Origin of the sequence: Symmachiella dynata (assembly GCF_007747995.1) — a bacterium.
In the GTDB taxonomy this organism is placed as follows: domain Bacteria; phylum Planctomycetota; class Planctomycetia; order Planctomycetales; family Planctomycetaceae; genus Symmachiella; species Symmachiella dynata.
On sequence record NZ_CP036276.1, the window covers coordinates 5,689,932 to 5,709,046 of the forward strand.

The 19,115-nt window shown below is 55.9% G+C and carries 17 protein-coding genes; 8 read left to right on the plus strand and 9 right to left on the minus strand.

The features are described from left to right. Nucleotides 1-97 precede the first annotated feature (97 nt). Nucleotides 98-856: a cytochrome c gene (locus Mal52_RS21475; protein ID WP_197534379.1), complete on the plus strand. Its 759-nt coding sequence runs from the start codon at nucleotides 98-100 to the stop codon at nucleotides 854-856. Nucleotides 857-885: 29 nt separating this feature from the next. Here Mal52_RS21475 and ygfZ read toward each other — a convergent pair whose 3' ends face one another. The 3 genes from ygfZ to Mal52_RS21490 form a co-directional block, all read right to left on the minus strand. Beyond that, the gene (gene ygfZ / locus Mal52_RS21480; protein WP_145378567.1) at nucleotides 886-1,950 is read right to left on the minus strand and encodes a CAF17-like 4Fe-4S cluster assembly/insertion protein YgfZ; all 1,065 of its coding nucleotides are present in this window, start codon (nucleotides 1,948-1,950) and stop codon (nucleotides 886-888) included. 89 nt (nucleotides 1,951-2,039) lie between these two features. Next, entirely contained in the window at nucleotides 2,040-2,462 is a 423-nt protein-coding gene (locus Mal52_RS21485) for a DUF983 domain-containing protein (RefSeq protein WP_145378568.1), read from the minus strand. 54 nt (nucleotides 2,463-2,516) lie between these two features. Continuing rightward, the gene (locus tag Mal52_RS21490; RefSeq protein ID WP_145378569.1) at nucleotides 2,517-3,620 is read right to left on the minus strand and encodes a Nif3-like dinuclear metal center hexameric protein; all 1,104 of its coding nucleotides are present in this window, start codon (nucleotides 3,618-3,620) and stop codon (nucleotides 2,517-2,519) included. Nucleotides 3,621-4,092: 472 nt separating this feature from the next. On the opposite strand from Mal52_RS21490, the gene dinB reads away from it, so the two are divergent. Then, nucleotides 4,093-5,280, plus strand: coding sequence for a DNA polymerase IV (dinB, locus tag Mal52_RS21495; protein WP_145378570.1), 1,188 nt, complete (start codon nucleotides 4,093-4,095; stop codon nucleotides 5,278-5,280). Nucleotides 5,281-5,450: 170 nt separating this feature from the next. Then, nucleotides 5,451-5,633, plus strand: a complete 183-nt coding sequence (locus Mal52_RS21500) for a hypothetical protein (protein ID WP_145378571.1) — start codon at nucleotides 5,451-5,453, stop codon at nucleotides 5,631-5,633. A 100-nt stretch (nucleotides 5,634-5,733) separates the two neighbouring features. Here the strand turns inward: Mal52_RS21500 and Mal52_RS21505 are convergent, their stop codons facing one another. Continuing rightward, on the minus strand, nucleotides 5,734-6,972 hold the full coding sequence (locus tag Mal52_RS21505) for a hypothetical protein (RefSeq protein WP_145378572.1): 1,239 nt from the start codon (nucleotides 6,970-6,972) through the stop codon (nucleotides 5,734-5,736). Nucleotides 6,973-7,216: 244 nt separating this feature from the next. Here Mal52_RS21505 and Mal52_RS21510 point away from each other — a divergent pair, with 244 nt between their 5' ends. Continuing rightward, nucleotides 7,217-8,197 carry a sensor histidine kinase gene (locus tag Mal52_RS21510; protein WP_145378573.1) on the plus strand — a complete coding sequence of 327 codons (981 nt, stop codon included), beginning with the start codon at nucleotides 7,217-7,219 and terminating at the stop codon, nucleotides 8,195-8,197. Next, nucleotides 8,194-8,946: a response regulator transcription factor gene (locus Mal52_RS21515; protein ID WP_145378574.1), complete on the plus strand. Its 753-nt coding sequence runs from the start codon at nucleotides 8,194-8,196 to the stop codon at nucleotides 8,944-8,946. The genes Mal52_RS21510 and Mal52_RS21515 overlap by 4 nt, the downstream gene beginning before the upstream one ends. A 9-nt stretch (nucleotides 8,947-8,955) precedes the next feature. Here the strand turns inward: Mal52_RS21515 and Mal52_RS21520 are convergent, their stop codons facing one another. Next, on the minus strand, nucleotides 8,956-10,068 hold the full coding sequence (locus Mal52_RS21520) for a tRNA-queuosine alpha-mannosyltransferase domain-containing protein (RefSeq protein ID WP_145378575.1): 1,113 nt from the start codon (nucleotides 10,066-10,068) through the stop codon (nucleotides 8,956-8,958). 161 nt (nucleotides 10,069-10,229) lie between these two features. Here Mal52_RS21520 and Mal52_RS21525 point away from each other — a divergent pair, with 161 nt between their 5' ends. Together Mal52_RS21525 and Mal52_RS21530 are read left to right on the plus strand one after the other, a co-directional pair. After that, nucleotides 10,230-11,609, plus strand: a complete 1,380-nt coding sequence (locus Mal52_RS21525; RefSeq protein WP_145378576.1) for a glutamine synthetase family protein — start codon at nucleotides 10,230-10,232, stop codon at nucleotides 11,607-11,609. A 72-nt stretch (nucleotides 11,610-11,681) separates the two neighbouring features. Beyond that, a complete protein-coding gene (locus tag Mal52_RS21530; protein WP_145378577.1) occupies nucleotides 11,682-12,413 on the plus strand; it encodes a gamma-glutamyl-gamma-aminobutyrate hydrolase family protein in 732 nt (243 codons plus the stop codon). A 249-nt stretch (nucleotides 12,414-12,662) separates the two neighbouring features. Here Mal52_RS21530 and frr read toward each other — a convergent pair whose 3' ends face one another. The 3 genes from frr to dnaE all read right to left on the minus strand — a co-directional run bounded on the left by frr (nucleotide 12,663) and on the right by dnaE (nucleotide 17,715). Further along, nucleotides 12,663-13,223: a ribosome recycling factor gene (gene frr / locus Mal52_RS21535; RefSeq protein ID WP_145378578.1), complete on the minus strand. Its 561-nt coding sequence runs from the start codon at nucleotides 13,221-13,223 to the stop codon at nucleotides 12,663-12,665. Between the two features lie 55 nt (nucleotides 13,224-13,278). Continuing rightward, nucleotides 13,279-14,079, minus strand: a complete 801-nt coding sequence (gene pyrH / locus Mal52_RS21540) for a UMP kinase (protein ID WP_145378579.1) — start codon at nucleotides 14,077-14,079, stop codon at nucleotides 13,279-13,281. 135 nt (nucleotides 14,080-14,214) lie between these two features. Next, entirely contained in the window at nucleotides 14,215-17,715 is a 3,501-nt protein-coding gene (gene dnaE / locus Mal52_RS21545) for a DNA polymerase III subunit alpha (protein WP_145378580.1), read from the minus strand. A gap of 331 nt (nucleotides 17,716-18,046) precedes the next feature. On the opposite strand from dnaE, the gene Mal52_RS21550 reads away from it, so the two are divergent. After that, the gene (locus Mal52_RS21550) at nucleotides 18,047-18,763 is read left to right on the plus strand and encodes a PEP-CTERM sorting domain-containing protein (RefSeq protein ID WP_145378581.1); all 717 of its coding nucleotides are present in this window, start codon (nucleotides 18,047-18,049) and stop codon (nucleotides 18,761-18,763) included. A 107-nt stretch (nucleotides 18,764-18,870) separates the two neighbouring features. On the opposite strand, the gene Mal52_RS21555 is transcribed toward Mal52_RS21550, so the two are convergent. Further along, a complete protein-coding gene (locus tag Mal52_RS21555) occupies nucleotides 18,871-19,101 on the minus strand; it encodes a hypothetical protein (protein WP_145378582.1) in 231 nt (76 codons plus the stop codon). Nucleotides 19,102-19,115: the final 14 nt, after the last annotated feature.

Consider the following 19,115-nt stretch of genomic DNA (forward strand, 5'->3'; position numbering starts at 1 on the left):
ACAGCTCACGCCAAAGGCACCGATCAGGCCAGATGATGTTTTGATCGTTGCCTTTGGTGAGATTCTAAATAACGTTCTCCAACCTAAGAGCATGCGCATGCCTAAGTTGACAGCCCTAGTTCTCACCACCCTGTTGTTCGTCACGGCCGTCACTGTTTCAGCCGACGGAGAAGCGAAACCCAAGTTGTCGGATATCGCCCCGGTTGAGAATTTCACCTCTGCCGCCGATGAGAAAATTGTCGCGCTGCAGAAATATGTCGCCACGCCCGAAGCCTTCGACAAGTCTGCGCGGAAATTAAAGCGCGATGCGGGGATGGTGGCCATCTTCGCGCAGGTGATTGCCGAACACGATCAGGATTCTCCGGCAAAACAATCTGCTGTCCCGCTGCGTAACGCCGCCTTGAAATTAGCGGTGGCGACCACCCTGGAAGACGCCACACAATCGCTCAAAGAACTCAAACAGGCTCAGGCAGGCAAAGTGACCAGCGGCGATGTAGCCATGGATTGGGCACAGCTCATCAATTTCGACAGTTTGATGAACGAGGTCGCGGTGCGAAACAGAGCTGTCGGCCGCGCGGTCCGAAAAATGCGTCGCGGCTTGGATCAAAACGCGCGGGACGAGGTGGCCCACGACGCGGACATCCTCGCCGTACTCGCCATGGTCGCCGCCGCCGATACCCACCCCGTCAAAGACAAAGCCACAATCGACGGCTGGAAAAACTTCGCAAACGAACAACGAACAGCAGCAATTGCAACAGCTGCCGCGTTTCGCAAAAACGATGCTCAAGGAGCCAAGACAGCTTACACGCGTCTGGCGAAATCCTGCAGCGGTTGCCACAAAGCGTACCGCAAATAACATCGCTCACCGACAATTGTCGGCAGAAACTATTCGTGCCAGAAGACGGTTGCGGGTATGGGTTCGTCGCTTTGTTCAACCAGAACCGTCCCCCCCGGCTGCACATGATTGCGGCGTAGGTAGGCCAGAGCGACCGGCAGGTCATTGCGATAGGAGAGCGCGGCTGAGGTGATTTCACCGATCGCATTACCCCCCTCTTTGCCGAGGATGGGTGTCCCGATCGGCGGGACCGGACCGGCCGTCAGCCGCAGGCCGCGCAACTCGCGATTGACATGTCCCAGCGCATCAATGCGGGCAATCGGCTCCTGTCCCAAATAACATCCTTTGCTAAAGCTGATCGCCTGATCGGTGCGGGCGACCTCCTGAGCCAGATTGTCATCGGTGATGTCCACCCGATCCCAGGGCATGCAGGCTTCGATGCGCAGCGCATGAAACGCTTGACTGCCGACCGGGCGAATGCCCCCGTCAATCAGCCGCGACCAAATCGCCGCCAATTCGCTCCGCGCCATAACGAGCGAAAACCCCGGTTGGGACGTCCAATTCACACGGCGGATAGTCAATGGGATGCCGTCGATATCGACAGCCCGATGGCCGTAGGGCAACAGGTCCTCCACAGCAATACCCAACCCGGACAAACGATGTAGACAATCCGGCCCGGTTAATAAAAACTCGCCCCATTCGTCCGAGCGGGGATGAATTTCCACATCTTCAGCGATCAGATACTTGTCGAGATGCGCGGCAATTACGTCAGCGGTGCCTGCGGCCGCCTCGATGCAGAGGCGATTCTCATCGACGAACACAAATAAATGCGCCAGTACCTTCCCCTTGAGCGAGGTCAAAAACGCCTCACAGCCTTGCCCAGGTTGTAACGGCAATAGGTCGTTGGTGCAAAAATTCTGCAGAAATTTCACACGATCGTTGCCTGTCAATTCGAAATGACAACGCTGGCTGAAATCGACGACGCCCGCTTCGGCGTCGGCGATTGCGTATTCTCCATGGGGATTGCCGTAGTGGAGAGGCGCCGCAACGGAATCTTCAGCGAAAACGGCGCCGGATTGTTTTTGCAGATCGGCAAGTGTAATAGCAAGTGACAACGGGAAATGCCCTCTTGTGTCTGATGTGAGCTTTTAGATTTTTAAACGTGTTCGCCGTGGCGACGGGAACCGGTGGTAATTGCCATCCGTCAAGCCGGTGGAACGGGCGGGTTCGTGTACTGTGCGGAGTGATCGTCAGCGGCATCGTCTCGTGAGAAGCCTTCGGGATCGAAATAACAATCCAGCCCGATCCAGAACGAACGCGCGAATCGCACAAAGATGACCGGAAACAACAGACAAAAGGCGATCACCGGCGGGAGGACTTCGCGATTCTCATATCCCAGCACAATGTGGAACAGGATGTACGAAAAACTCATCGTCATCGCTGTCAGCCCATAGTTGATGTAAATCGAGCCGAGAAAATAGCCCGGCGCCCGTTCGTATTTCAGGGAACAATGCTCGCACCGGTCATACATGCGAATCAAACTGCGATACAACCGCCCTTCTCCGCAACGCGGACAGCGTAGTCGAAACGCCCTCGATAAAATCGTATCTAATGGAAGTCGGTTCAAGAGTTTGCCTTCGGTGAAGATGGCCTCGGTTGGGTCTAGGGATGCCGCGCGTCTTTAGATATCCCATTTTAGCGGATCGGATTCGATTTGGCTGGCCGAGACGAATAATTCCTGAAACTGGGACGACAACGTTTCGGCCAGACGTTCCATCGCCGGGCGTTCGCTGGCGTAATGTCCAGGCAAGACCAGGGCCATCCCCAAATGCCGCGCCTCCAAGCAATCGTGAAACCGGGCTTCTCCGGTCAGTAAGACGTCACAACCGAGGCGGTGCCCGTCCCGCAGAAACTCCGCCGCCGCTCCACAAGCCATGGCAACACGGCGCACGGTCCGCTTGGGATCCCCCACAAATTGCAGATGCTTTACGCCCAGACCGGCTTTCACGCGGTTGTTGAATTCGCTCAGGGTGATTTCGTCAGCCAGGACGCCATACCGCCCTGCTCCGATATCCGCACGTTGTTCGGCGAGCGGGTAAACATCATAGGCCGGTTCTTCATAGGGATGTGCGGCAAGCATCGCCTCCACAGCGCGGCTGACATTCTCACTCGGGCAAAGGACTTCTAAGCGGATTTCAGTGACTTGCTCCAGCCGCCCCGCTTCACCAACGACGGGAGAACTCGCCTCCGCTCCATGAAAAGTCCCGGTTCCGGGGGATGCAAAACTGCACTGTGAGTAGTCACCAACTTGTCCCGCTCCCTGGTTCCACAGTGCCTGACGCACAGCAAGCAGGTGTGCTTCCGGGACAAAACAGACAATTTTCGCCGATGCATGTATCCGAGGTCGCAGCGGCGCGATCTGCTGCAGGTCCAGCATTTCCGCCAGTTGTTGATTGATCCCGGCAGCGGCGCTGTCGTAACTGGTGTGCGGACTATAAACCGCGATGCCGGCGGCGATCAGATCCAACAACATTTTGCCCTGGGTATCGCCATCGGTGATTTGCTGAATCGGACGAAACATGATTGGATGATGGCTGACGATCAGTTGAACGTCTTGTTCGATGGCTTCAGCAGCCACATCCGACGTGAGCGTCAAACAAGTCATCACCTTAGTCACCGCCGCATCGCCGCTCCCCAGCAACAGCCCCACATTGTCCCAATCCTCAGCCAAGAGTGGTGGCGCAAATTGCCGGAGAAATTGCACAATGTCAGAAACGCAATACATAGGTGTCACCATCCCTCAGCTTCGCCAGAGAGCATCGTTCCAATCGATCCAGAATTTCATCGACAATAGTTGTTATTATAGAACGGATCAATTCTGTTGTAGCAACAATCGTGTTGATCGCGTTTGCCGCTTTCAAAAAGGCCTCACGCGAAGGCGCAGTCCCCTGAACGCTACGGAACCGCAACCCTGGGTGGCCGTTTCTCTTAGCCACAGATTAAACACGGATAAAACACAGATATTAGCGGGTGACAATCGAAAATCCCAAACCGACCGCTTGCGGTCGCATTGTGGGATCGCTACCAGACGATACTCCAGCGTGATTTGCGATATGGAACAAAATGTTCACGCGTAGTAAATAATTTAGAAGAATAATCCCCTAGAACCACAACACGTAAATCCAACCCCTTGCACATCAATCAACACCTTTGCCGCCTTAGCGCCTTCGCGTGAGGTATTTTTTTAAAGCAACACAATGATCCTACACGTCGACATGGACGCGTTCTACGCGTCAGTGGAACAACGCGATCGGCCGGAGTTGCGGGGGCGACCGGTGATCGTGGGGGGTACGCCTGAAGGGCGGGGCGTGGTGGCAGCGGCGAGTTATGAGGCGCGCCAATTCGGGATCCATAGTGCGATGCCCGCGATCACTGCGCGACGACTGTGTCCGCAAGCGGTCTGTCTGCCGGTCCGCATGCGACATTATGCCCAGATCTCCGCCAAGATTCGCGAATTTTTCCAGCGGTTCACACCGACGATTGAACCGCTTTCATTGGACGAGGCGTTTCTGGATGTGGCGGGGACAGAAAAACTGTTTGGTTCCGCTTGCGATGTCGCACGACAGATCCAGACGACCATTCGCGAGGAGTTGAACTTGGCGGCATCGGTCGGTGTTGCCCCGAATAAATTTGTTGCAAAAATTGCCAGTGACCTCCGCAAGCCACAGGGGTTTGTGTATGTTCCGCCCGACGGAGTGGCCGCGTTTCTTGAACCCTTGGAAATCGAGCGGTTGTGGGGCGTTGGGAAGGTTTCCCAAAAGGTTCTGCACAAATTGGGGGTGCGGACGATTGGTCAATTGCGGCAAATGGACGTCAGTATTCTGCGGGACCATTTCGGCAAACAGGGGGACCATCTGTGGGAACTGGCACATGGGCTCGACGAGCGGCGCGTGGTGCCGGATCACTTGGCGAAATCGATTTCGCACGAAACCACCTTTGCTCAGGACGTGAGCGACTTCGACGTCTTGCGGGCCTGTTTGTTGGATCTCACGGAACAGGTCGCACGGCGGTTGCGACGGCAGAAACTTAGCGGCCGGACAATTCAGTTGAAAATTCGGTTTGCCAATTTCCGGACGATCACACGTGCGCACAGCCTGCCGGCGCCGACCAATGTGACGCAGACGTTGTGGGAGACAGCTGCGGAATTGCTAGCGGCGAACCAGTCGGCAGCGACACCGCCGGTGCGGTTGTTGGGGATGGGGGTGAGCGGTTTTGACAATCGTGGCCCGCAGCAAGGCTCATTATTTGCCGACGAAGAAACGGAGCGGCACAGCCGGCTGGATGTTGTGCGGGACGCGATTCGGGAGAAGTTCGGCGAATCGGCCTTGGGCCGCGGGGCGCGTCTGACAGATCAAGAAAAATCAAGCGGCGGACCGAGCGAATAACGCACAACAGCGGCAGGTGGTGCGGACTATGCCGAATTCGCGGCGATTAAGAACCGAAAAAACTGCGATCTGGCAATTTCCCCACTGGAATCCGATACGCCAAGCCGCATATACTGGGAACTTAAGGCAAGATTTCCTCCTGATGAAAATCGCGGGCAACGGGACGAGGCATGGCGAAAAAAATCGTAATCGTATCATTAGCGGCATCGGGACTGGTCGGAGCCATCGCGTTGGTGGATTTGATCACAGGATTCCCGTTTGGCAAATTTAGCGCAACGATGGACATCTGCATGATCATCGGTGCTGCCGTCGTGCTGTACATGGCTTACGACACGATTGATGAGGTCAAGTAGCCGACGCTTGCCGCTGAATCACTGGAACGGCTGCGCCGAGTCCCCTCGCGGCGCGGCCGTATTGTTTTTCCAGCTCAACGATTTTTCAGCGCAGAGCAGCTCAGCGAAAATACGCGGGCAGATCCGGGACCGTGTCCCGCAGGATCTCAAGAATGGCCTTCCGCTCGGCCAGGGGGATTTTCTGAAAATCCTGCCCCGGCTCCTCTCCGCTCAGCACATTCCAAATGCGCTTGTACAAGCGGGCTTTGGCGGCGGCGGGGAGTTGCTGAAATGCGGGGGTGTAGATCTGGTAGCTCAAGCGGTACTTGAACAGCCGCGTTTCCAAGTCAAACTGCCGTAAGCTGCGGCCGTGGGAATCTTCCGGCCCGTAGAATTCAAAGGCTCCAGTAAAACCGCTGTCACCAAACACTTCCTCCGTCAGCGGCGGTTCGTCGATAAAAAATAGATACCGCAACAAGAACTCCTCGACGGTCGATTCGCGTTCCAGACGCGTTTCGTAGTTCAGCCGCGTCAGTAGGTTTTGCAGATAGGTTTGGTGCTCCATCACCATCAATGCCACAATGTCGCTGTGAGGCGTCAGGTAAGGTTGGACGTTGAAAAACGAGGAGAGGTCATTGACGTTGCCGTGCAGCAACGGGGCTATGCGGAATTCACGGGCCGCATCGGCGCCGATGACATTGCCCATGTGCGGTTGATCGCCATGGTCACCGGTGACGTACCATCCGCCCCAGCGTTTGTTCAGCGGGCTGTCATGGTTAATGAGGGAGCGGCCGTTGAGCGGTTCGCCGCGATGGTCGGTGAAAAAGGAGCGTGCCAGATGTCCGGGAACCTGCAAGGTATTGGTCGTGACGTGGCAGGTGAGACAGTTTGTGGCGCGGACGAACTTGGCCGGCTGTTCGGGAGATTGCGGCAGGGTGTAAAACATGCCCCCCTTTTGGGGATCGACCGTGGAAATCTCCAAAGCCGTACTCCCGGGAGTCCAACTGACATAGGTCTGGTCATTGAAGTAAATCGCCCGCGGCGTTTTGGGGCTGATCAACTTGCGGTTGAGTGAGGTTTTTGAATAAACCAACACCTGCGATTCGACCGGTATGTCCAGTGCCCGCAACAGAGACCGCAGGTAGCCCCGCGATGGTTCATGCTTCAGCCGCACCTGCCGAGCGTCTAATTTTTTGCCGAGTTGGGCAATCGGATCCGTGCTGGATTCATCCTCATAATCGATCGGCGAACGGCCATAAGGAAACGGCGTCGCGACGTCAGGAATCCGCTCCTCCGCCCGAGCAATGGCTCCAACCGCCAATTCCCCGATCAAAATACTTATCAGCAAACAGATTCGCATCTTTGCAAAACCTCTTCCCATCGGGACCGCTGCCCCTTAACGTTATCAAATCCCGGCGTGTCATCATGGCTCAGGGGATACTTGAGGGTAACACAACGGAGTCGGTCGGCACAGCAAACCCGCAGACCTTCTGGGGGACGCGCGGACGGTTTCCTGATACAATAACAACAGCGAAACCGGCGACGGTTTCTCGGATTCTGCCATTCTTCATTTCCAGGGGCGCGTTCCCGGCGCTGGATTCATCATGGTTCATTACTCCTCACGCAAATGGCCGATCATTCTCGGTGTGATCCTCGTCGCACTGGTCGTGGCGATGTTGGTGATTTGGATCGTCAATCAAGCCTCCTCCCAACAGTGGGGGATGTTGATTCTCGGCGCCATCTTCTTTTCGCTGGTATTGATCGGCGTCGTGCTGTATTTCATCCTCACGATCAAAGAGGTCAACCTCAGCCGGCGACAGGCGAATTTTATTGATGCGGTCACGCACGAATTGAAATCGCCGATTGCCTCGATCAAGCTCTATTTGCAGACGCTCGACATGCGCGAAGTCGATCTTGAGCAACAGCGGGAATTTCATCGATTCATGCTCGAAGACGTGCAACGGCTCGACGCGCTGATTGACCACCTGTTGGTCGCGGCGCGGTTGGATTTTGAAGAACAGGAGGAAGCGCCGCGGGATGTTGATGCGGTGGAATGTTTGACCCACTGCGTCGACATTGTCTCGCGACGTTTTCAGTTGCAACCGGAACAAGTCGAAATGGATCTCGTTCCTTGCACCGTGCATGCCCGCAACCGCGATTTGGAAATGATCTTCACCAATCTGTTGGACAATGCCGCCAAGTACGCCGGCGAACATCCGAAAATTCACGTGCAAGCCCGCCCCGGTGGTTCGGATCGTGTGATCATTCGCATTTCAGACAATGGCCGTGGTGTGCGGTTTGAAGTGCGGCGAAAAATCTTTCAACGGTTTTTCCGCGGTGGATCGGAGTTGGTTCGCACCACTGTCGGCACCGGACTAGGGCTGTATCTGGTCCGTTCGCTGGTAAAAAAGGCCAAAGGCAAGATCTCGGTGAATAATCGTGGACCGTTCTCCGGAGCGACGTTTGAAGTCGAGCTGCCGGGACGTATGATAGAAGAAGCTCAACAGCCACCGACGCCGGATCAACCGGCTGAAAACCTGACACCCCAGCATTCGACGGAGACTCCGCCGTCGCCACACTCATGAACAAGAAAGTTTTGATTGTCGAAGACGAAGCGCACATCGGCATCGGGATCAAGTTCAATTGTGAGGCTGAAGGTCTTGAGGCGACATTGGTCGAAGATGGGCCGTCGGCGTTAAAATTGATCGCCGATGAACCCGATGAATTCTGCGCCGTCATCTTAGATATCATGCTCCCCGATATGAGCGGCTATGCCGTGCTCGAAGAGATCCGCGCCCGCGGCATTCAGATTCCGGTGCTGATTCTTAGCGCGCGAACTCTGACCGAAGATAAAGTCCGCGGATTCGATGCCGGCGCCGATCAGTATCTGACGAAACCGTTCGAACTTCCGGAGCTCATTAGCCGGGTCAAAAGCCTCGTCAATCGCCGCAAGCCTGAACCGGCAACCCTGCCGACTCCCGATGTCTTTGCCTTCGGCAATGCCCGCATCGATTTTAAGCGGCACGAGGTCACAGTCGATGGTGAGTTGTTGGAACTGACGACCAAGGAATTGGACCTGTTGCGATTTTTCGTCGCACGGGAAGGGCAAGTGTTGTCCCGCAGTGATTTGCTGGACAACGTCTGGGGCGTCGATTCGTCGCCGATCACTCGTACGGTCGATAATTTCATTGTCCGCCTGCGACGCTACTTCGAGATCGACCCGGCCAACCCGCAGCACTTCCTCTCAGTCCGCGGCGTCGGCTATCGCTTTGTCGCCGACCCCAATGGCGAGGAGCACGATGAAAGCAAAACAGAGGACGATGAAAATGAATAACGTCGCTCGCTAACACAAGCCGTCCATGGCAGCATCCATCTCCGCCGCGATGCGATCCCAATGATACCGGCGCATCGCCAAGCGACCGCGCTGAGGAGTCGCCCCCCACAATGGGCCCGTCTGCTGACGCGCAGCTAATTCCTGCAAACGATCCGCCAACCCGCCCACGCTGCCGTCAAAAAAAATAGCGGCAGTCTCATCACTCTCCAATGCCGCCAATGTTTCCGGATAGGCCAAGCGCCGCGGCACGACCGGAAACGCGCCGGCAGCGACCGCCTCGACAATACCGATTCCGAAAAACTCATGCACAGCTGTCGAAACGGCGACATCCGCGTCCAGCAGGGCTGCCACGTATTCTTCGCGTGATTCTTGGTAGCCCCAACGATCGATCCGGTCGGCGAAACGATGCCGCGCCTCGGCGAACACATCGGGAACCTGCGCAAAGGATTCGCCGATCACGCTCAGCCGAAAATCGAGACCGGACCGCTCAAGGATTTCGAGCGCCGCAAAAAAATCGCCGGGGTTCTTGTCATGCTCCCAGCGTGCTGCCCATAAAATCCGCAATGGACCGTCCCGCCGCGCACCGCGTGCGGGGAACTCATGAATGCCCGGCGAATGCACAACCGATTTGTCGCGGATGCCATCGATCATCTCCGCATGCGAATAATCGGGCATCCGCTGCAGAAACGTCGCGGCGGCCTCAAGAAAAATATCCCGATGATATGCCGAATTGAACCACACCGCCTCAGCGGCATGCGCTGTGGTAATGTTCGTGTAGGCAAAATGCAGATCCCGCTCTTTTGCGCGTTGTTGCGGATATGTCAGTTGGTTCTCATGGAAATAGACCACCGCCGGCAACGCTGCCACGTGCGGTGCGGTCAGACCGCGAAACTCCGGCAGATTCAACATGTCGGAACAAAAGATCGCATCCCACCGCTGGCCCTGATCGACGCGTTTGGCGACCATCTCGGCAAACGTCACAGCAGCATGCCGCATCCGCCATTTCCACTTATAGGCCGGCAGCCCCAGCAGTGTGAATTCATGCCCGCTCCGCGCTTGCCAACCATCCAGGAATGCGCGATGGCTGCCGCCGTAGTAGGGTTCAAGGGCTAAGATGCGCATAGACAACGGGGATTTCCAAAGGACACCGGCGGACGGATCTATTTTTCCTCCATTATGGTCCCGTTGCTGCGGTTTGTATATTCTGTGAGACGTTGGCGCGATGCCATACTTCCGTTGCTGTTCTTTTTGTCGACCACTGTTTTTTAGAATACAAAAATATCATGACCGCACCGCAAGGTCTTCTCACCTCCAGCGAATTGGCCGAACATGTCGCGGCTGAAACGATTGACACCGTGTTGGTCGCTTTTACAGACCTTTATGGACGTCTGGTTGGCAAACGTTTCGATGCCTCGTTTTTTGTCGAACAGATCGAAAAATCGGGCACGCACGCGTGTGACTATTTGCTGACCGTCGACATGGAGATGACGCCGGTCGCTGGTTATCGCTTTTCCAACTGGGAACGTGGTTACGGCGACTTTCATCTCGTGCCCGATTTGTCGACGCTACGCATTGCCACTTGGTTGGATCGGACCGCCATGGTGCTGTGCGACGTCCACGACGAATCGGCCCACGCGCCCGTCAGCATCGCCCCCCGTTCGTTGTTGCGAAAACAAATTGAACAGGCGGAGAAGTTGGGGTACGCCGCCAAGGCGGGTTCGGAATTGGAATACTTCATCTTCGAGAATTCCTACCGCGATGCTGCCGAGGGGGGATATGCGAGTCTCAAACCAGCCGGTTGGTACATCGAGGATTATCACACATTGCAGGGCACACGGGAGGAATCGTTCAACGGCGCCGTCCGCCGGCATTTGTCACGGTCGGGAATTCCGGTCGAATGCACCAAAGGGGAATGGGGACTGGGGCAGCACGAACTGAATGTGCGATATGCCGACATCCTGGCCATGGCTGACAACCAGGGCGTTTATAAGCAATGCGTGAAGGAAGTTGCCGATGCACAGGGCATCAGCGTGACCTTCATGGCCAAATATTCCCACGACCATGCCGGTTCCAGTTGCCACATCCATCTCAGCCTGTGGAAAGATGGCAAAAACGCCTTTGCCGGTGATCAGGAATTCGCCGGGATCCAATGTTCAGACCTGTTTCGCTGGTTCCTCGCTGGTTGGATGGCGCATGCGGCAGAGCTGATGGTCTGTTATGCCCCCACGGTCAATTCCTACAAACGGTATCAATCCGGCTCCTGGGCACCGACCCGTTTGGCCTGGTGCCGCGATAACCGCACCGCTGGATTTCGCGTTGTCGGAAATGGCCCGAGCCTGCGGATCGAATGCCGCATTCCCGGTGCGGACTGTAATCCGTATTTGGCCTACGCCGCTGCTCTCGCCTCGGGTTTGGACGGCATCGCCAACAAAACCGAACCGCCGGCAATTTTTGAAGGGGACGTTTATGCAGCGGAAGAATTGGAGCATGTTCCCCGTACCCTCGAGGAAGCGACAACCAATTTCGAAAACAGCGAATTTGCCAAAGCCGCATTTGGCGCAGAGGTTGTCGAGCACTACGCACACTTCTTCCGCACTGAGGTCGACGACTATCACAAGGCGGTCACGGATTGGGAACGGCAACGTTATTTCGAACGGATTTGATCGACCTTGTGGGACTGAGCCGCGTACGGCAGGCAGCTTCACGGGCGACGTGAATATTTCAGAGCAGCAGACATGACGACACCATTACAAAACTCCCGGTCGGCTCCGCTGATTGGCATCACGACGTATGGGCGGGATGAGGGGAACCGGTTTACGCTCCCAGGCGAATACGTCGATGCCGTCCGCCGCGCCGGCGGCATTCCGTTGCTAATTGCTCCCGGTGAATCGCAGGTGGATGACGTGCTCGCGATCCTCGATGGCTTAGTCCTCGCGGGGGGCGGTGATCTGTGCCCCAGCCTGTACGGGGGGAGCATGCATGAATCGATCTACATGGTCGACAGCGAACGGGACTCCAGCGAATTGGAATTGGCACGCACAATTATCGAGGCGGGATTTCCCACACTGGCGATTTGCCGCGGCGCACAATTGGTGAATATCGCGCTGGGTGGCAACCTGCACGAACATCTTCCCGATGTGGTTGGCGAAGAAATTCTCCACCGCCTACCGCCGCGCGAACCGGTCGAACATCACGTCACCATCGACGCCGATTCTCGTTTGGCTGCCGTGATGGGCGAAACCGATGTCTCGACCGCCTCGTGGCATCACCAAGCAATACGCGACGTCGCACCAGCACTAACAGTCACCGCCCGAGCACCCGACGGCACAATCGAAGCCGTCGAAGCGCGCGAACATCCTTGGCTGCTCGCCGTACAATGGCACCCCGAACTAACCGCCGCCCGCGACGCGCACCAACAACGTCTATTCAACGCCTTAGTCGAAAAAGCACAACAAACCGAATCGTAGGGTGCGTCGCGACGCACCTTTCTCGCGTAGGACGAGAGATCCCCCCAACCGAACCAGCGACACAAATCATTCCGCTTCACGCGTTGAACCGAACGCATTTGAATGTGTTTCGTAGATTGCGGGATGGCACGTCGCTTGGTGCTCGAAACCCCTCACCCCGGCCCTCTCCCAGAGGGAGAGGGGGAAGGTTTTTTGGCGGGCGTTTTATTAGCAGTGGCCGGGGAGAGCGCGGCTTTTGCTTCGCCGCGACTATTCTTCCATGACCTCTTTCTCTTTGGTCGTCGCTTGTTCGTTCACGCGACCTTCGTATTTTTTGGTCAGTTCCTGAACCTTGTCTTTGGTCGTATCCCGAATGTCTTCGGTCATCAGCTTATCTTTTTCCGCCTGGTCCGCGTGTTTGTTGCCGTCTCGGCGGATATTGCGGATCGAGATCCGGGCCTCTTCGGCGAATTCTTTGACCCGCGACACCAATTGCCGACGGCGTTCTGTGGATAGCGGCGGGATGTTTAGGCGAATGATGCGGCCGTCGGAGTTGGGGGCCAAGCCGACGTCGCTGGCTTGAATCGCCTTGGAGATCGCGCTGATCGAGGAGGCATCGAAGGGGCGGATGGCAATTTGTTGCGGTTCGGGAACAGTGATGCTCGCCAACTGCTTAATTGGTGTTTGTGAGCCGTAATATTCGACGCGAATTGAGTCGACTAGTCCGGGTGTTGCGCGGCCGGTGCGCAGCCCTTGCAGTTGGCCGTGAAACACTTCAACGGCTTTATCCATCCGCTCCTCGGCATCGAGCAAAATTTCGTCTTGATCCATGGGTGAGGTTCCTGTTTATGTAATGTCCGAAAAACGGTTCAGCGAGGCAGAACGGTTATTCCGCAGCCTCTTTGCGAATTTGTGCGGCGGGCAAGACACGGGTGCCAATTCGCTCTCCGGCGGCGGCCCGTTCCAAGTTGCCCTCCCGTTTAAAATTGAAAACAACGATCGGTATGCCATGCTCCATGCAATGATGGAAAGCTTGTGCATCCATCACCTGCAGGTTTTGTGCTAGCACATCCTGATAGGAAATGTCCGAATAACGGACCGCATGCGGGTTCTTTTCAGGGTCTTCGGCATAAACGCCGTCCACGCGGGTCGCTTTGAGCACGACGTCCGCTTCGATTTCCCGAGCGCGGAGCGCGGCGGCGGTATCGGTCGTCACAAATGGACTGCCCGTTCCCGCCCCCAAAATCACCACGCGGCCTTTTTCCAGATGGCGAATACAGCGGCGACGAATGAACGGTTCCGCCACACCCTCCATGCGAATCGCCGTCTGCAACCGTGTGGGGACCCCGGCGTTTTCCAAGGCATCTTGCAGTGCCAACCCGTTGATCACGGTCGCCAACATGCCCATGTAGTGGGCTGTGGGAGCCTTGATCGAGGCGCTGACGGCAGAAAATTGCTTGCCGCGGAGAATGTTCCCCCCGCCAACCACAATTGCCAATTGCACACCCGATTCGACGACCCGCTTGATTTGTTGTGAAACGGCGGCCACCTCGGACATGGTAATGCCCGATTCGCCGCTACGGCAAAAACTTTCGCCGCTCAATTTGAGTAACACACGCGGATAAATCAGCGCGTCTTTGGAGACTGAAGAGTCATCGGACACTGGGGAATCATCAGAGTCGGGCATCGCCGCTGTTCCTTTTGGGCATTGAATCTGTCGGACGGAAAACCGTGCCAATTATTGGTCGAGTCATGCCGTTTTATATCAGGTCACCCACTTCGTGCAACCGGCAAGGTCGGTGAACCGGAGCGTAATATCGACTTAACCGGTCCGCCGACGTCGACGCCGCGCGCCGTGTAAGCGGACATTTGCCTGACCGACGACATCCTGCAATTCCGCTGCGACGCGGGGATCGCCGGAAACGCGCATCTCCGGGGGCGTTGAGAGGATAAACCGCACCTGCCGCGAACGATCTTCCTGATCGACCGATTCGACGACCAGCACGACTTCGCATTTGCCGGGATGCCGGCGGAGAACATCATGTACGCGTTCGACATCTTGGTCGCTGTGGAGGCCGCTTTGGAATTTGATCGCCACCTGTTCGGTGAACTTCCGTTTGGCATCCTCGATGGTCACCATTTCGTTGACGATCAAATTCGGCTCGCGACCGCGCCGATCGACTCGCCCGCGAATAAAGCAGATCATTTCCGGTTTGATCAATTCCTCATACCGGGCATAATCTTCCGGCCAGCAAATGCACCGCACAATGCCCTGGACATCCTCGAAATCAAAGTTGGCGTAGCGGGAATGGCCGTTGGTGCTCGGTTTTTTGGTGGCCGCCATCTTCACCGAATTGATGATGCCCCCCAACAGAACTTCGGCTTTATCGTCCAAGGCATGCAGGTCGCTGGTCGTGTGCGTCGCATACAGATTCAAGACGGCCGCACTTTCCGTCAACGGATGTGACGTCAGATAAAATCCAAAAACCTCTTTTTCAAAGGCAAGTTGCTGCGCGTGTTGCCAGTCTGGTACCTCCGGCAAAGTGCAGACCGGTTCGTCTGCGGTGGTCTCCTCTGGTTCGTCGTCGCCGAACAAGCTTTTTTGACCGCTGGCTTTATCGCGATGAATCGCAGCCGCCCCCTGCACCGCTCGTTCGACCACGGCCATTTGTTGTGCGCGGGTGCCGTCGAGGTTGTCCAGCCCTCCGGCTTTGATGAGGATTTCCAACGTCCCTTTGGTCATGTTTTTGGGATCGACCCGTTCGGCGAGATCGAAGATGCTCTTGTACGGCCCGTTGGCCTGCCGTTCCTCGACGATGGCCTTGGTATTGCTTTCACCGAGACCTTTGATGGCATTCAATCCAAACGTCAATCCATCTTCGATGACGCCAAATTCTTCCACCGATTGATTCACATCGGGGGGATACACCTTGATGTTCATCCGCCGCGCATCGTCCATGTGCTCGTTAATGCGGTCGGAACTTTCCATACCGCAGGACAACAGCGCCGCCATGAACTCCCAGGGATAATGCGCCTTGAGGTAGGCCGTCTGATAAGCAATCGCTCCGTAGGCTGTGGAGTGTGATTTATTGAACCCGTAACCGGCGAAGAACTCGATCATCTGAAACAGTTCTTCCGCCTGTTTCCGATCCATGTTGTTTTCGACCGCCCCGTTCAAAAACTCCTCGCGGTACTTGGCAATCACAGCCAGCTTTTTCTTACCGATCGCCTTAATACATTGATACGACGACGAAAGTTCGATATTCCCCAACCGGTTGAGAATCCGCATCACCTGTTCTTGGTAGACCATCACCCCGTACGTCTCAGCCAGGATCTCGTCGACCACCGGGTGCACGGTCGGTGGATCCATGCGCCCGTTTTTCACGTCGACGTAGGTCATCACCATGCCCCCTTCCAACGGGCCGGGGCGATACAGGGCCGACGTGGCGATGATGTCTTCAAACCGGTCAGGACGCATTTTCTGCAACAGGTCCCGCATCCCACCGCTTTCCAGCTGGAAGATGCCCTTGGTCTCGCCCCGTTGCAGCAGTGCAAACGTCTCCTTGTCGTCCAGTGGAAACTTGGAGGGATCAATATCGTGGCCGGCGTGCTTTTTGACGTTTTTGACCGCCTTGTCGAGAATCGTCAGATTCCGCAGTCCCAAAAAGTCCATCTTCAGCAGTCCGGCAGTCTCGACGTCGGTCCACTGCGTGAGGATGTCCTCTTTGCCGGTGATTTTCTGCAGCGGCACATACTCGTCCAACGGCCGGTCGGCTATCACTACACCGGCGGCGTGGGTTCCGACGTTGCGTGCCAAACCTTCCAACCGCATCGCGAAGTCCAGCACCTCTTTGATTTCCGGGTCGGAGTTGTAAACCGCTTTCAACTCGCCGCTCTCTTCGATGGCATCTTTGAGTTTGATTCCCAAGGTTTCAGGAATCATTTTGGCGACTTGATTCACGCGGTCGATGGGGATGCTCAGCACCCGCGCCACGTCGCGGACCGCCGCTTTGGCTTTCAGCGTGCCGAACGTACCAATTTGGGCGACGTTGGCTTCGCCATATTTTTCCTTCACATAGTTGAGCACGTCCGCGCGGCCGTCGCGGCAGAAGTCGATATCGATATCAGGCGCTTCAGCCCGGTTGGGATCGAGAAACCGCTCGAACAGCAGGTCATATTCCAACGGGCAAACGTTGCTCAGCCCCAACACATAGGCCACGATCGCTCCACACGCCGAACCGCGTGCCAGATTCGGGATGCCCTTGGACCGGGAAAAGCGGACGAAGTCCCACACGATCAAAAAGTAACTCGAATACCCCATCCGCTCGATGATGCTCAGCTCGTAATCCAAGCGGTCAAAATATTTCTGGTCCGCATCCTTTCCATACCGCCATTCAATGCCATTGGTGCACAACTCACGGAGGTACTCGACGTCGGTTTTACCTTCGGGCGGTTTGAATACGGGATAGTGCCGCGCGGTTAGGTCAATTTGAATATCGACCTTGTCGGCGATCTCCTGACTGCGGGCCACGGCGTCGGCGTGATCGGGGAAGGCAGCGTACATCTCTTCGGGCGAGCGGACGAAAAACTGTGAGCCTTCCATCTTCATTCGCCGCGTGTCGCTGCGGTAGCTCTTGGTATTCACGCACAGCAGCACATCGTGAGCAGCCGCGTCATCCTCGCACAAATAATGCGAGTCGTTCGTCGCCACCAGCGGCAGGCCTTTTTTGTTGGCGAAGTCGACCGTTGCATCGGCACAGATTTTTTGAATTTCCAAACCGGCATTTTGAATCTCGAGGTAATAGTCCTCGCCGAACATCTTGTGAAACCACTGAATCGTGTTATCGGCTTCCTGCATCCGTTCGCCAAGGATTTGCTGCGACAATTCCGCTGCCGCACATCCGGAAAGGCAAATCAATCCTTCGCGATGACGTTCCAGCAGTTCCTTGTCGATACGAGGCTTGTAATAAAACCCCTCCAAATAGGCCGCCGATGCCAGCTTGACCAGATTTTTGAAACCGGTGTAGTTTTTGGCCAACAGCGTGAGGTGGAAACTCGCCTCTTTCATCCGCGACGCATTGCGATCAAACCGGCTGCCGGGGGCGATATAGGCTTCGTAGCCTAGGATCGGTTTGATCCCTTCGCGTTGGCAGGTTTGGTAGAACTCCAACGCGCCGAATAAATTCCCGTGATCGGTGATCGCCAGCGAATTCATGCCCATGTCTTTGGCTTGTTGAACCAAAGCAGGAATCTTGCTGGCACCGTCGAGCAAGCTGTAGTGGGTGTGGCAATGCAGATGAACAAAGGGACGTGCGTCGTTCATAACGATCCTTCAGTGGGTGTGCCTGGGGCGCGGACGGTCCGTCGCGAGCGGTTTTCAAGCCATTGTATCAACCGCCTTGCGGGGCATCGACCAAATCGGGCGGAAAAGTTGATAACGGGCAGTTTTGCCTATGTTTCAAGGCAAAACGAGACCAATGGCTCGCCTATTTGCTCGTATTTATTTGCAAAAAGCACGGGGCGTGCTCATTGATTCTGCTTGTTGTCGCCAGCAGCTTGGGACATGATGGAAGGATGAACACGTGGGAAAGGTGCCCAGCGAAAACAGACGGATTTTTTCTTCAAAGATTTTCAACGAACGATGAGGCGCACAAATGGGGTTTAAAAAAACGGGACGACTCGTCCTCGCTCTGGCGATGACAGTCACGATGGTGACAGCGGCGCAGGCCGGACCGATCCAGGTGGGAGGCACGTATAACGTTAGAAACACGAACTTCCCCAACAGTTTTACGAGCGGACCGCTGACGATCAACTCGACAGCCAAACCGATCGGCGGCGCCGGTTCGGGCGGACTGACGGTGCGTGAACGGATTACCGACACCAGCTCCGAAGCGCAATGGATTGAATGGATCTTCGAAAAGACCGATGCGCCGTTGGCCGATGTGACTACCGGGGGTTGGAAGACTGAAATCTTCAATGTACCGGTCACCACTCCGGTGATTTATGATGGATTCTTCATTTACTGGACGATCAACGGCACCGCCGCGCAAAACATCACCACCATCCCCGGATTGGGCGCCCCGCAGGTCAACCCGCTGAACTCGTCGCATTTGGTGTACGGCGGGTATTTCCCAGCCGAAGGCCCCTTCACCGGCCCGTTGAGCTTCGATGCACTCCTGACCAATTACGGATTGGGAATTTCGGATGGAAACATGGACATCAACCAAATCAACGGCTTTGTCGTCGGCGCTCACCTGACAACATCAGTCAGCGCCGACGTAGTCCCCGAACCAGCCAGCATCACCATGCTGGCCATTGGCGGCATCGCCCTATGCGGCTACGGCTGGCGACGTAAACGCCGAACGGTCTGAGACGACTACGACGCTCGAAATGAAAACAGACCGCCCGCTTGAAAACGTCGGCGGTCTTTTTTGTTCGGTGGTTCTAAATTCGTGAGCCGTGAGCGTGGGCGCGCTGGTTATGCTATCTGCCGCCGAATGTCATCAAATGCCTCGGAGACAAGTTCCGCTTTCCCATCCGCATAATCGCGATGGCCTTGCTGGATATCGTCAATTGTCTTTTGGCGTTCGTATTGTTCGCGCCACTGCTTGAGCAGGTTCTCAGGTGACATATCAGCAGCGTCACTTTTGAGGTACTCAGTGATAAATTGATGAAACTCTAGCGTTTCACTGGGAACATGAGTTGTCATAGAATTTGCCTCCA